The organism is Lysinibacillus sp. RS10, assembly GCF_041956855.1.
Classification (GTDB): Bacteria; Bacillota; Bacilli; order Bacillales_A; family Planococcaceae; genus Lysinibacillus; species Lysinibacillus xylanilyticus_A.
On the sequence record NZ_CP167122.1, the window covers coordinates 2,972,159 to 2,985,247 of the forward strand.

The following is a 13,089-nucleotide window of genomic DNA, read 5'->3' on the forward strand; positions in this document are numbered from 1 at the left end:
AGTCCATAGCTGTCGCACTTCAACTTCAGCATGTTTACGCTTTTTATAAGATATGATAATCTGCTTATTTTAAATTACCTTTATCTATAGAAATACAATTTGTCCCATATAATATGCGAGGATGATGAATAAGATTTATGTATTTATGGTGGCTCCAAACATTTTCTTGAAACTTTTTTGCATGTAACTCAGTAGATAATATAATTGATACTATTTGAAAGGGGAGAAACCATTATGAGACAAACAATCTATAACTTCGGAGATATCATTAGTACAACCGTACTTTTTGTTATTTTCCTCTCCATTTTTTTCGTGATGATTAATATGATTAAAAAAATGAAGTCTACAGCTCCCTTACCTCCTCAGCAAACACTTCAGCAAAAAGTTGAAGATTTAACATTACAAGTTAAAAGACTAGAGCAACAAGTGAAAGATTTATCAGAAAGAGGATAGTGGGAAAAGCCTTTAAAGTCTATCCCTTTCTTTTTGGTCTAACATCACAAAAAAATCGCTGTAAAGTTTATTCTTTACAGCGATTTTTATAAACGATACGGCCATCAACAACCGTATATGTAACTTTAACTTGAGGAATGTTTTCGATATCTATTGTAAAAAGATCTTCTTCTAGTACTGTAAAGTCTGCTGTATAGCCCTTTTCAATCTTACCTCGAACATGATCTTGAGCTATTATTTGTGCAGCTCCTACAGTATAAAGCCTTACTGCCTCAAAGCGTGAAATTTTCTCCTGTGGGTTGTAGCCATCATGCGTCTCTCCAAAATTTCTCCTTGTTACTGCAGCATAGATACCGTACAAGGGATTAGGCACTTCAATCGGGGCATCACTGCCACCTGCAACAACTAGCCCACGATCAAGCAGCGATTTTAACGGATGCAAGCCTTGTGCTCTTTCCTCCCCTAGTCTAGCTAGTTCTGCTGCATATTCTCCCTGCACAAACTGCGGTTGCATATCCACTGCAACCGGTAATGAAGCAAGTTTTTCTAAGAGATCTTCATCAACCAAACTACAATGAATAACACGATCTACTTGACCCTCTCGAGGCGGATAGGCGGCAAATACGTCTAAAATCGTCTCAATGGCTAAGTCTCCAATGGCATGCACCGCTACTGTTTGTCCATGCTGACGAGCAAGTTGAACATATTCCTGTAATTGTTCTGTTGAATGCACAAGCATACCGCAATTGTCTAACTCATCACAATACGGTTGACGTAATGCAGCAGTACGTCCTCCAAAGGCACCATCGATAAAGATCTTCATTGCACCAAATTCCAAATATGGAGAAGATGTTTCCTGCATCTGAGCAATTTCTTCAAATACTGTATGGTGTTGCAATAAATGAACTTTAAATGATTGCTGCGCCTCGACGATCTTTCGAAAAGCTTTTATTGGTTGAATCGGTGGCCCATAATAGCTTAAATCTTCAGAATGACCACCAACCAAGCCGTATGATTGCAGTGATACTACTGCCTTCTCGAGAGCATCCTCAATATATTCAGGCGTAATATGGGGCATATGGTTAACAATCATATACAAGGCAACATCCTTTAATACACCTGTTAGCTGTCCATTCACCTTATCGATCACGCCCCCCTCTGGTGAAGGGGTATCATTTGTAATGCCTGCAAATGCTAATGCCTTAGAATTTGCTAAGATTAAATGGTGACAACTCCGCTTAATAATGAGATGCGCTTCACCCAGAGCATCAAGCTCCGCCAATGTTGGGAACATAGGAACTTCAAATTGTGTCTCATTAAGCCCTATTGCGATGACCCATTGATCAGCGTGAACGTCTGTCATCCGCTCACGAATAATTGCCAGCAGCTCGTCCTTACGTCTAACGTTCGATACATCAATATGCTTTAATTTTTCCCCGTAGCCAATAATATGTAAATGACTATCAACAAATCCTGGGTACATCACATTTCCTTGCAAATCTTGAATAGAAGTAGCATGTGGCGACAGGCTATCTACTGAGCCTGTCGCCACAATTTTTCCATCTTCTACAAGGACTGCTTCAACTGTTTCGCCAACTTGCGCCATCGTGTAAATTGTTCCACCTGTCCATAACGTTGCCAAAACAATTCTCCTCCTATGCAATCGCTTCTAATCAATTGTGCCTCGGCATAATTGCGTCCTGAATCGGCCGGAGGCTTTAATTTCTTTCAGCGGGTGTTTGTAACCCGCTGAAAGAAATTAAATGTGCACTTTCTAAACGTCGACGAACAGTTACGCCAACCCATGCTGCTAGAACAGCTTTCAGAATACCGACAACGATAAATGGTGCTACACCGCCCATAAATGCTGCAGTCCAACTTAAGTCTGCTGCAACTTTTAACCAAGCCGTTCCAAATGCTAATGTCACAACCATCCCGATCAGGTTCGCAATAATAGCGTGGAACAATGTAATGCCAAATTTATCTAAGTATAAGCCCATAATAACTGCCGTAACGAGGAAGCCTACAATATAGCCACCTGTTGGACCAACCAAAATTGCAAATCCTCCCGACATGCCACTAAATACTGGAAGACCTACTGCGCCAAGTAAAATATATATCAGTACTGAAAACGTACCAAGTCTTGTCCCTAAAATTGTTACGATTAAGCCTACTGCTAATGTTTGTCCTGTAATCGGTACAGGTGAAAATGGTAATGGAATGCTTACTTGTGCTAACACGGCGATAATCGCTGCACCAAATGCCGCCAACACATAATTATATGTACTGCTCTTTTTCAAACTAAATTGCCTCCCTTTGTGCGTTAACTCTAAATATAAATAAGTTAACACAAAGATAAAGCAAATGAAAACTGTTGTCAATCTATTTCGAAAAATTGCTATAAAAAAAGAAATTACTATAGTGAACTAGCAATTTCTTTTCATAATATCCATTACCAAAGTGGTGTATTCATAGGATCGTCCTCTTTTAATACCATAACGTGTGGTTGATTTCCGTTCCGACTGGGCGCTTTGTTGCTGACGCTTCGCTTTCGCACAGATAAAACATTTGCCGCTGACGCTTCGCTTTCGCGCAGATAAAACATTGTTGTTGCTGTCGTTGCACTTTCGCACAGATAAAACATTGCTGACGCTTCGCTTTCGCACAGAGCAGAGCTTCCTGGGGGCGTCCGATGAGCCGCTTGGGCCTACACGATGTAGGTCACGAAGGCGTTATCACAGGACGTGATGTTGTTAGCCTTCGTTCCTCTAGTGGCTCGCTCCAGGGTCTCGGGGCAACAGGATGTTGGTCACGAAGGCGTTATCACAGGACGTGATGCTCTTAGCCTTCGTTCCCCTATCGCTGATCCCCAAGGAGTCACCCAGCCTCCACTCCAATCAACTTATATACATGGCATACGTTTTAACAATTGTCATCCACAACTATTGGTGATGTGCCAGATAACCCCCTTATTTGTTTGGTTGATATGCTTATTAAATATACGATTCGTTAACAATCTCCAATTAGTGTTCGTGATTTAATAATAATTAGTCCTTTTTAGATTGAAAGTTGTTCGGAAAAAGACCCGTATCCAGAATACGAAGAATGGGTGTCTCAGTCTCCAACGTGAGCAAGCGCCATAAATTGTACCATTATGTTTTCATTTCTAGAAAAAAATGGGTTGTTATATTTTGGGTAATATGATAATCTACAGAAGTATTTTTTTCCATTATTAAGGAGGTTAATTATGAAAAATCTTGGTATCTTATTTTTAGTTTTGGGGTTAGGGGCATTCATACTACCGCTATTCGGTCTGCAATTCAAATTATTCACCGTTTTTGGCAAGATTTTTGGCGGAGGCGAAACCTATGCCGAAATTGCGCTTGCATGTATCGGCGCCGTTCTAATAGGCGTTCATTTATTTAAAGCCAAGAAGGACAAGTCGTCTGCAGCGTAAGAAAACATGGTTTGGGAGGAAGCTATTTTTGAAATCGTTAATTGCAAAACTATTAAAATCAGTAACTATTATAACTTTTATGATGATGGTGTGTGCGGTTCCCGCATTCGCCGAAGAGGAGCTAAAATGGATAGAAGGTGGACAGAAAGTCGACGTGGGAACCAATTTAGCGGAACTGCAGTTAGGCAGCGAATTTCTTTTTCTTGATGAAGAAAATACGAAAAAGTACATTACGCAGAACGGAATGGAAGCGAGCGGGTTAGAAATCGGTGTGGTTTTCCCAAAGGATGAAGCACAGAGTTGGACCGTTTATTTCGAATATGAAGAATCTGGACATATAAAAGACGACGAGAAAGCGGAAATCGATGCTGACGCCTTGCTGAAAAGCTACAAAGAAGGCACAGAAGAAATGAATAAAGAGGTAAGTCCTGAAAATCAGCTATTCGTTGACAAATGGGATGTTGCTCCATTCTACGACAACGACTTACACAGTTTGTCGTGGTCTTTATTGGCACATGATTATCAGAACAACGATGTTATTAACTACAACGTGCGAATTCTAACGCGCGAAGGTAATATCTCGGCAATACTTGTCTCAGATCCGGCGAATTTGGAAGCGGACCGTAAAGTGTTTAACGACATGATCCTGTCGCAGTTTCATCTAAAGCAGGGCCAGCGGTATGAGGATTTTGACAGCAAAACCGATAAGGAAGCTGAATTCGGCTTGACTGGATTAATTCTTGGAGGCGCGGGTTTAGCAGTTGCCAAAAAAGCGGGATTGTTTGCTGTGCTCATCCCTCTATTGAAGAAGTTTGGGATCGTGTTTGTGATAGTAGGTGGCGCGATTTTTGGCTTTATTCGCAGAAGAATCGGATCGAAGAAAGAGCAGTCGGAGGAACAACCGACACAACCGGAACAGCTAGCAGAGTCAGAGCAACCGGCACAGGACCAGGAGAGTGACCGCAGCAAGGTTAATTCGTAAGAGTAATAACCGCTAAACGTTTCACGGATGTGGTTATTGAATTGTTCGAAAAATAGGAATAATCAAACCCCTCCTAATCGCTCGATTGCCGAGTGATTGGGAGGGGCTTTTTCATATCGTTTATTCATTTAAAGAAGCGCCTTATATAGTTGGAGACATCAAAATAGATTGACAACAGTTTTTATTTGCTAAATCACTCATTTGCAGTTAACGTACAAGAGTTTGAACTAGTAATTTCTTTCATAAAATGATTACCAAAGCGGATCGTTCATAGGATCATCTTCTTGTAAATCAAATACATATGGTGCTAATAGACGATAATAAATAAAAACACCTGCTAAAAAGAAAATAATCCCTATAGAAAAATTATCAATAAAATGTTGCATCAAAGCCATAAGAGGAATTGGAAAAGCTAAAATACCACCCATTTGCATTGATTTTCTTGTGCGATATTGTTTTTTCCCACAATAAGGACATTCCAGTTGTCCATTTTTTCGGTACATTTTTCGAGCTTGCTTCTCCGACAAAGTTTCCCCACACTCAATGCACACTGGTAGACCATATCCTTTCTTAATTAATACGCGTTTAACAATAAGAGCAATCCCCACCATAAAGCTAAAAATTAATATACCTCTTACTAAATCGTATTGTAAAAATGTCCAAATGCTCCATGTTTCCGCTTCTTGTTGTAAGCTAGCAGCCTGATGACTTCCACTATGTTGGTCTTTATTCTGAGATAATAAATAACTAAAACCAATCACAAAAATCGTAAACGTTGCTAGCACCACACGATATTGCCACTGGCTACTCGTTTTTCGTTTATTTTTACTTCGAGCTTTTTCGGCAATCACTTGTTTTCGCGCTTCTGTGAGTTTTACATCTTGAAGTTCTTCAAGTACCTCTTCTTTAAATTGATTCATGGCGTAACACCTCCCAATCATAGTCACCGATGGCTACTGCAAGCTGCTTTCTAGCACGTTGTAATCTAGTGCGTACCGTTGCTTCTGGACAACTTACGAGTTGTGCGATTTCCACGGTTGTCATATCCTCAAAATAATAGAGAATCAGTACTTCTCTATATGCCACAGATAATGTAAACAAAGCTTCCACTAGCTCTCGTTTTGTGGACTTAGCAAGAAATACTTTTTCAGGCGTGACTGCTGTCGTACGTCCTGTAATTTTCTCAAATAGTGTCAGTCGTTTACTTTTCCAGCTTCGTAAATAATCATGACTTCGATTGACCGTCATTTTTACTAAATATGTACGTAATGATGATTCTTGCCGAAATTGTTCCTGTTTTTGATAAAAGGCGATAAACACATCCTGCACAATGTCCTCAGCTGTTGCTTCATTTTTCACATATAAATAAGCAACCTTTAGTAAATAGTCACCGTGCTCAGCAATAATTTTTTCGATATTCATGGTTGTCCTCACCTTCTTTCTACACTACTGACGGACCCCAATTCATTTCCGATTCACTTTTTTAAAAAAATTTTTTTAAAGAAAAGAATCTGCAAAATTCCAACGATGATTCGCTGAAATAAAGCAGATTCTTAACTATGTTTTTTAATCCGTATTATGATTCTTGTGTGTCTTCGTTTCTTTTATATTCCAAAATATCTCCTGGCTGACATTCTAAGGCTTCACAAATTGCCTCTAAAGTTGAAAAACGAATCGCTTTTGCCTTTCCATTTTTCAATATAGAAAGGTTAGCCATCGTAATTCCAACCCTCTCCGAAAGCTCTGTTACGCTCATTTTTCTTTTAGCTAGCATCACATCAATATTAATTATCATTGGCATGTTATTCACCTCAGACCGTTAAATCATTTTCTGATTTTATATCGATGGCATTTTTCAACAGCTTTTGAAGAACAGCCGCAAAGACTGCAATTACAAAGGAAGCAAAAATAATGACCATTCCGATTACAATAATTCCTGGAGCGTCGTCTAGATCCGCCATGAGATAAAATACAGGCATGCCTATCACATACATGCCACTAATAATGATTGCACAATATTTTATATTTTTTAAAGTTCTAACAGACAAATCCGAAAAAGCTTCATTCTTGTCAATATAGCTTAAAAGTCTTAAAGCCATATATAATGCAACGAAAAACATGATCGCTGTCACATATACACCAATTAAAGTGGGATATTGCAAATAAGCTAACTTTGGATAATGTTCTGCTGCTTCATTAGCGAACCAAGGCAACCAAAATATACACAAAGCAAGAACCGGAATTCCAATAAGAAAAACAGCCATCTTTAAAAAGAGTGTTTCCCGTTTCATAAAAAGCACCTCACTATTTATTGTCAATTAGAATTTAACATATTATTTATCGTTTAACAATAATTTTTTATTTATTTTAGCGAGATTATTATCGTTTGCATAATTGGACAAAAGATAAAAGAGGCACCATATTCGGCATGCCCCTTCTCTATTATCTACTATTCCCCACTTCACTATAATGATTATTGATTGTAATTTGGTTTCGTCCATTTCGCTTTGACGTATAGAGTGCTAGATCTGCATTATGAATTAGTTCCCCAACCTCAGTAATTTGCCCTTTTTTATTTGTGCTTACACCGATACTAAATTCCAAATGAACGACCTCATCATTCATTGTTAAGGACAAAGAAGTTAATGCTTGATAGAGATTTTCTGCCATCGTTTGAACAGACTCGTTTTTCTTTAATTCGATAAGGACAATAAACTCATCTCCTCCAAAGCGAGCGACAATCGACTCAAACGGATGAAAAAATTCCTTTAATGTAGTCGCGGTAATGGTTAAAGCATCATCCCCACATAAATGACCATTTGTATCATTAATTACTTTAAAATGGTCTAAATCAATCATCAATAGCGCTAGTTGCTGATTATCTAATGAAGCTTTTTCCACCATTTTTTCTGCATTCTCATCAAAATAACGACGATTATAAATATTTGTTAATGGATCAATATAAGAAGTTTTTTCAAATTGCTTCTTCTGGTCATTGTACTCCATCTCAAATAACACATGTGCATAATTCTCCCTCTGTATTTCCAGTAAAATGTTAATATATTCCTTTTGTATCGAGTACAAGACAATTTTATTACCTTGCTCTTCTATTAGTCTCACTAATGAGTTGTAGATCGTTTGAAGCAAAGATAAATCATTATTCTCTAAGGCATAATACTTCGATTTTTGATACCAATCAATTGCCTCACCAAAGCTTCCTTGTTTTTCGCAAAGTAAAGCATAGGCATTCATAACCTCCAATTGAACCTTGGAATATGGTGGTTTCTGAATCTTCATCAGTAACTCTTGCAATATTTCATATGCTTCATAAAATTCCCCCAACCAAATTTTAGCAACTGCTAAGTTTAATTTGGGATAAATAATTCCTGTATAAGGCCTATTATCCTTCGTCTCTAAAGCATTGACGTAATTTAGGCTCTTTAAAGCAAACTCTTTTGCCTTATGATAATTTCCCGATGTAATTTCTAAATCACTTAAATTATTATAAATTTTTCCCATGCTTTCTACATGCTGAATACGCTCGGCAATATTTAGTCCCTTGATCATAAACTCTTCAGATTTCTTTAAATGACCAAATGTCCCCCAATAGATGGACGCTAAAATATAATGATGGATTAAATCGATCTCATCACCATATTGAAAGGTTAATTCACGATATTGCTCAAGTACACTAATGGAGACTTGCAAATCACCTGTTTGAAAATAGCTTGCACAGCGATAACGTAATAAAAGGATTGCTTTTTTATACATACCAAGCTCAATGGCACTTTCAATTGCGGCGCTACTTAATTCTATATATTCTAAAAAGCGATTCGCATTATATAATTCATTTAGCGTAATCCATAATTCTTCAAATTCTTGTGTGTTCATGCCGCGCCCCCTCATATTAATCCTCACTTCTTTAATACTATCTTCATGTGTAAAATATTACAATTCTTCTGGCACATTTTTTTCAATTTAATAAGCAAATTTTACCTAAAAATAAGATATAAGGATTAATTTCTCCCGATAAAATTTTTTTAGCCTATGTAAATAGACTCGTATTTTTATGACCGTACAAAAACTAAAATTTCCTGACATAGAAAAACAAGCCCCTTCTTATAGAGGCTTGCAAAGATTCTTCAATACCTACTATCGCCTTCCACGCTCCCATTAAACGACCGTTTCACTTCTTTTCACAAAATTTGAAATATAACCTTGACCTTGGAGCATACTCCAATGTTAGGATAAATTCAGGAGGTGTTCATTATGCAAATCAAGCAGTTTGCAACTAAGTATCATGTATCTACTGATACCGTGCGTTACTATGAAAAAGAAGGATTACTACATCCAAATAAACAGGACAATGGCTATCGAGTGTATGATGTCACGTGTGAACATACAATTAAATTTATTCTAGTATTAAGGCAGCTTGGCTTTACATTACAAGAAATCAAACAACTACTTTCTCTAGAGCAAAAGCCTGTTTCAGATTCCTGCAATCAAGAAACGGTACAGCTCTTCTCTAGCAAGATCACTCACATTGAACAACAATTGCTGTTTTATCAGCAGGCATTACAGTCCTTACAGCTCACTCGAACATTATTAGCTGAAGGGAAATATGCGGAAAATAAACTGGTGATCGGCTCACTTATCGAGGATATGTATAAAAAATTACAGGAAGGTCGTGGTCATTATGAAACTACGTAAAATTATTTCTTTCGAATATGTAATAGCGTTTTTAGTAACTGTATTTTTCTACTGGCATTTTGACTTTTCGTTCGTATATTTTGTCTTGTTTTTATTACTGCCTGATGTAAGCATGTTAGGCTACATCGTCAACACAAAAGTTGGCGCTTTATTTTACAATATTGGTCATAGTTTCATGCTACCAGCCATTCTCCTGATTATTGGCTTCGTCACTATATCTACACCACTACTAATGGGCTCTATTATTTGGTTGGCACATATCTTTTTAGATCGTGCACTAGGCTATGGATTAAAATATGATGAAGCCTTTACTAAAACTCATTTACAGCAAATCGCTTAAATCAGCGGTTTTTATAGATTGATCAGCGGTGTGAGCAGGTTTATCGGCGATTTTGTTTCCTTTATCAGCGATGTGAACAGGTTTATCAGCGATTTTGTTTCCTTTATCAGCGATGCGAGCGGGTTTATCAGCGATTTTGTTACTTTTATCAGCGATGCGAGCGGGTTTATCAGCGATTTTGTTACTTTTATCAGCGATGCGAGCAGGTTTATCAGCGATTTTGTTACTTTTATCAGCGATGCGAGCAGGTTTATCAGCGATTTTGTTACTTTTATCAGCGATGCGAGCGGGTTTATCAGCGATTTTGTTACTTTTATCAGCGATGCGAGCGGGTTTATCAGCGATTTTGTTACTTTTATCAGCGATGCGAGCGGGTTTATCAGCGATTTTGTTACTTTTATCAGCGATGCGAGCGGGTTTATCAGCGATTTTGTTACTTTTATCAGCGATGCGAGCGGGTTTATCAGCGATTTTGTTACTTTTATCAGCGATGCGAGCGGGTTTATCAGCGATTTTGTTACTTTTATCAGCGATGCGAGCGGGTTTATCAGCGATTTTGTTACTTTTATCAGCGATGCGAGCGGGTTTATCAGCGATTTTGTTACTTTTATCAGCGATGCGAACGCTTTTATCAGCGATTTTGTTACTTTTATCAGCGATGCAATCGTGTTTATTCCGCTGACGCTAAAAAATCCACTTTTTTATCAGTGGATTTTTTAGTTTTTTTGAAGGTACGTGTAGATCGTTTTAAGATTCTTTTTAATACCGTTTACACCCTTCCATTCTTTATACTTTTTAGGGATTTCAAATGCAGAAATAAAATCTTCCACTGGCAATTTTCGTTGAATCGCCTCTTTTGAGCTTTGAATCAAAAAAGATAAATAATCGATTAATGTATCACACAAAGCCATATTAGTAACGCTACCATGACCAGGTATAATTGTATCTATATCCATTTGTTTAACTTGCTGTAAAATAGACAAAAATTCCACAGGGTTATCAATCGGTACATGCAAGTCTTCTGTCGCTATATCACCCATAAAAGCTATCTTTTCTTTTGGTAGGTACATAAATGTATCACTCGGTGAATGTCCCCCGCCTAAACAGTATAATTCCACCATTCGTTCGGCACCATTGATGGTCAATTTTTCTTCAAACAACAAGGATGGTAACACAATTTGTAATTGCGATAAGTCATCCAATACTTTCGACATTTCTTGATATTGGTTGATTAGGCTTGCTTTTAAATTGTTGTCTTCTGTTGAATCGATTTGATTTTTTAGCTGAAGAAGATATTGTTTCATGTCCTTCTCTTCTTTCTCTAAATCCTCAATATTATTTTTTTCATTACACAATTTCTGTGTTTCATATGTTGAAATAATCGTTGTATCAAAAAATACTTGATTCCCAAAAACGTGATCTCCATGATAATGACTATTAATCAAGTACTTTACCTTCTTACCAGTTAAACTTTCTGCTTGGCGTCTTAACTCTTTCCCAGCAGAAGGCGTACTTAATGAGTCAAAAACAAGAAGCTCCTCACCTAAATCAACTATTCCTGCATTACTCCAAGCACCTTGACCTGGTTTAGCAATGGCAGCAAATACACCGTCATCTAAAGTATGCAAAGTAAAATATTCGGTTTCTACTCTCTCACAAGCCATTTACAACCCTCCCCCCTTTGAAGTTTTTTACATATTATAACATTAATTAAAGAAACATAAAAAAAGAAAACCCACTCTTTTCCAGAATGGATTTTCTCAACAGGATCAATTATGCCTCGGCATAATTGCGTCCGGAGGCATTAACTTCTTTCAGCGGATGATTGAACACCCGCTAAAAGAAGTTAAATAAGTCGCTTAATCATCGTTTCATATAATGCCACAATCAGTATGCCACCAAGTATAGGGATTAAAGAACTAAAGTTAAAATAAAACCCTTCTTCATTGTATTGTCCAAAGAAATGAAATTGCAGCCATGAAACGTCATATGTTTCACCTACACCATATAAAAAAGCTGTACTAAATAAAAACAACGCGAGACATTTTATAAATTCATTCCTCTCCATACAATTCACCTCACTTTACGACGGTCATTTGTTTTGCATAAGCGGCAAGGTCTTCGATTGTTAGCTCAGGGTTTACCATCATAATGCCATATTGATAACCCTTTTCTTGCCAGCCAATATAACGGAATTTACTCTCGTCCATGACAGTACCTTTTTGACCTCGGATGTCCATTTCTTTTTCACCAAAAATAGGCTCTTCCTCAGAAACACTACTATTCGCTTTAAAAACCGTTACTGAAATTTCTTGTTGACCATTCTTTACATAATTGAAAGTATACTCTGGTCGATCTTCTAGCCCTTTATCTAATGAAATCTCTTCTAAAGTAATACCATTTTCTTCTGGCACCATTAAAAATTCACCAAGCTGTTCTTTCACTACATCCAGTGTCACTGATTCAGGTTCTTCGACAGTTATTTCTTCCACTTTTACATCCTTTGGTAAATCAATTGTAAATTGTGTATCATCAATTTTTGCACTTTCATCTATTTTTGTATATTCAGTCGTTGTTTTATTGCCTGCGCTGTTCATTGTCATTTTTAATGTCAGCCATGTTTTTTTATCAACCCAAACTTCCATATCGCCAAATAAAGTATCATCTTTTTTGACTTTCGCTACAAGTTTGAAAGTATCTCTTCCAGCAATTTTCTCTTCGCCTGCAATCGATATATCATGCGTATCTTTTACTAAATTAAACAATGTCTCTGCCTGTTCTCTAGGTGACGGAAACGCGTTCAATGCATCCTTAGAAATATCCATCTTTAAAGCTTTATTTGCTTTGACATCATACGTAATAATTTGTGAACCATCGTTGACTGCAATGCTGTTCTCTCCATTTTCACCTATGATCTCAATACGTCGTTTCCCATCTTTAGTCCACTCTTTGATTTGAGCTTTTCCACCAGCCTCGCCCATATCCATTGTGTATTCACCGTAGTAAGTAAGTGGCTCTTTCGTTTCCTGCAACGCTTGATCAATAATTTCCTGTGGTGAATACGATGCCTCGGTGTTACAACCTACCAAGCTAAATGTTAGTACGGCAACTAAACCTGCTGCACGTAATGATTTTTTCCAATTCATG

At 37.5% G+C, this 13,089-nt stretch carries 17 protein-coding genes; 6 read left to right on the forward strand and 11 right to left on the reverse strand.

Going from position 1 to position 13,089, the window contains the following annotated elements:
- Nucleotides 1-234 precede the first annotated feature (234 nt).
- Entirely contained in the window at nucleotides 235-453 is a 219-nt protein-coding gene (locus ACB089_RS15235; RefSeq protein WP_374967159.1) for a hypothetical protein, read from the forward strand.
- Nucleotides 454-520: 67 nt separating this feature from the next.
- Here the strand turns inward: ACB089_RS15235 and ACB089_RS15240 are convergent, their stop codons facing one another.
- From ACB089_RS15240 to ACB089_RS15250, 3 genes are all read right to left on the reverse strand, one after another.
- Nucleotides 521-2,095: an amidohydrolase gene (locus ACB089_RS15240; protein ID WP_374967160.1), complete on the reverse strand. Its 1,575-nt coding sequence runs from the start codon at nucleotides 2,093-2,095 to the stop codon at nucleotides 521-523.
- A gap of 76 nt (nucleotides 2,096-2,171) precedes the next feature.
- Nucleotides 2,172-2,753: a biotin transporter BioY gene (locus ACB089_RS15245; RefSeq protein WP_374967161.1), complete on the reverse strand. Its 582-nt coding sequence runs from the start codon at nucleotides 2,751-2,753 to the stop codon at nucleotides 2,172-2,174.
- 152 nt (nucleotides 2,754-2,905) lie between these two features.
- Nucleotides 2,906-3,097: a hypothetical protein gene (locus ACB089_RS15250; protein ID WP_374967162.1), complete on the reverse strand. Its 192-nt coding sequence runs from the start codon at nucleotides 3,095-3,097 to the stop codon at nucleotides 2,906-2,908.
- Between the two features lie 603 nt (nucleotides 3,098-3,700).
- Here ACB089_RS15250 and ACB089_RS15255 point away from each other — a divergent pair.
- Nucleotides 3,701-3,910 carry a hypothetical protein gene (locus tag ACB089_RS15255; protein WP_068985592.1) on the forward strand — a complete coding sequence of 70 codons (210 nt, stop codon included), beginning with the start codon at nucleotides 3,701-3,703 and terminating at the stop codon, nucleotides 3,908-3,910.
- 28 nt (nucleotides 3,911-3,938) lie between these two features.
- The gene (locus ACB089_RS15260; RefSeq protein WP_374967163.1) at nucleotides 3,939-4,892 is read left to right on the forward strand and encodes a DUF2167 domain-containing protein; all 954 of its coding nucleotides are present in this window, start codon (nucleotides 3,939-3,941) and stop codon (nucleotides 4,890-4,892) included.
- A gap of 251 nt (nucleotides 4,893-5,143) precedes the next feature.
- On the opposite strand, the gene ACB089_RS15265 is transcribed toward ACB089_RS15260, so the two are convergent.
- The 5 genes from ACB089_RS15265 to ACB089_RS15285 form a co-directional block, all read right to left on the reverse strand.
- Nucleotides 5,144-5,812: a TIGR04104 family putative zinc finger protein gene (locus ACB089_RS15265; protein ID WP_374967164.1), complete on the reverse strand. Its 669-nt coding sequence runs from the start codon at nucleotides 5,810-5,812 to the stop codon at nucleotides 5,144-5,146.
- Entirely contained in the window at nucleotides 5,799-6,314 is a 516-nt protein-coding gene (locus tag ACB089_RS15270) for a sigma-70 family RNA polymerase sigma factor (protein WP_374967165.1), read from the reverse strand. Before ACB089_RS15270 ends, ACB089_RS15265 begins: the two co-directional genes overlap by 14 nt.
- 154 nt (nucleotides 6,315-6,468) lie before the next feature.
- Complete coding sequence (locus tag ACB089_RS15275; protein ID WP_068985595.1) at nucleotides 6,469-6,693, reverse strand: helix-turn-helix transcriptional regulator; 225 nt, start codon at nucleotides 6,691-6,693, stop codon at nucleotides 6,469-6,471.
- Nucleotides 6,694-6,703: 10 nt separating this feature from the next.
- Nucleotides 6,704-7,183, reverse strand: coding sequence for a DUF2975 domain-containing protein (locus ACB089_RS15280; RefSeq protein ID WP_374967166.1), 480 nt, complete (start codon nucleotides 7,181-7,183; stop codon nucleotides 6,704-6,706).
- A gap of 151 nt (nucleotides 7,184-7,334) precedes the next feature.
- On the reverse strand, nucleotides 7,335-8,783 hold the full coding sequence (locus ACB089_RS15285) for a tetratricopeptide repeat-containing diguanylate cyclase (protein ID WP_374967167.1): 1,449 nt from the start codon (nucleotides 8,781-8,783) through the stop codon (nucleotides 7,335-7,337).
- A 378-nt stretch (nucleotides 8,784-9,161) separates the two neighbouring features.
- Here ACB089_RS15285 and ACB089_RS15290 point away from each other — a divergent pair, with 378 nt between their 5' ends.
- Genes ACB089_RS15290 through ACB089_RS15300 form a run of 3 tightly spaced genes read left to right on the forward strand, consistent with a single transcriptional unit; the run spans nucleotide 9,162 to nucleotide 10,662 of the window.
- Nucleotides 9,162-9,602 carry a MerR family transcriptional regulator gene (locus ACB089_RS15290; RefSeq protein ID WP_068985599.1) on the forward strand — a complete coding sequence of 147 codons (441 nt, stop codon included), beginning with the start codon at nucleotides 9,162-9,164 and terminating at the stop codon, nucleotides 9,600-9,602.
- Complete coding sequence (locus ACB089_RS15295; RefSeq protein ID WP_374967168.1) at nucleotides 9,589-9,942, forward strand: DUF4260 domain-containing protein; 354 nt, start codon at nucleotides 9,589-9,591, stop codon at nucleotides 9,940-9,942. The genes ACB089_RS15290 and ACB089_RS15295 overlap by 14 nt, the downstream gene beginning before the upstream one ends.
- 18 nt (nucleotides 9,943-9,960) lie before the next feature.
- The gene (locus ACB089_RS15300; RefSeq protein WP_374967169.1) at nucleotides 9,961-10,662 is read left to right on the forward strand and encodes a hypothetical protein; all 702 of its coding nucleotides are present in this window, start codon (nucleotides 9,961-9,963) and stop codon (nucleotides 10,660-10,662) included.
- On the opposite strand, the gene ACB089_RS15305 is transcribed toward ACB089_RS15300, so the two are convergent.
- The 3 genes from ACB089_RS15305 to ACB089_RS15315 form a co-directional block, all read right to left on the reverse strand.
- Entirely contained in the window at nucleotides 10,659-11,606 is a 948-nt protein-coding gene (locus ACB089_RS15305; RefSeq protein ID WP_374967170.1) for an MBL fold metallo-hydrolase, read from the reverse strand. The two genes, ACB089_RS15300 and ACB089_RS15305, sit on opposite strands and share 4 nt — an antisense overlap.
- A gap of 182 nt (nucleotides 11,607-11,788) precedes the next feature.
- A complete protein-coding gene (locus ACB089_RS15310; protein ID WP_374967171.1) occupies nucleotides 11,789-12,010 on the reverse strand; it encodes a hypothetical protein in 222 nt (73 codons plus the stop codon).
- Between the two features lie 10 nt (nucleotides 12,011-12,020).
- Entirely contained in the window at nucleotides 12,021-13,088 is a 1,068-nt protein-coding gene (locus ACB089_RS15315; protein WP_374967172.1) for an outer membrane lipoprotein carrier protein LolA, read from the reverse strand.
- Nucleotide 13,089: the final 1 nt, after the last annotated feature.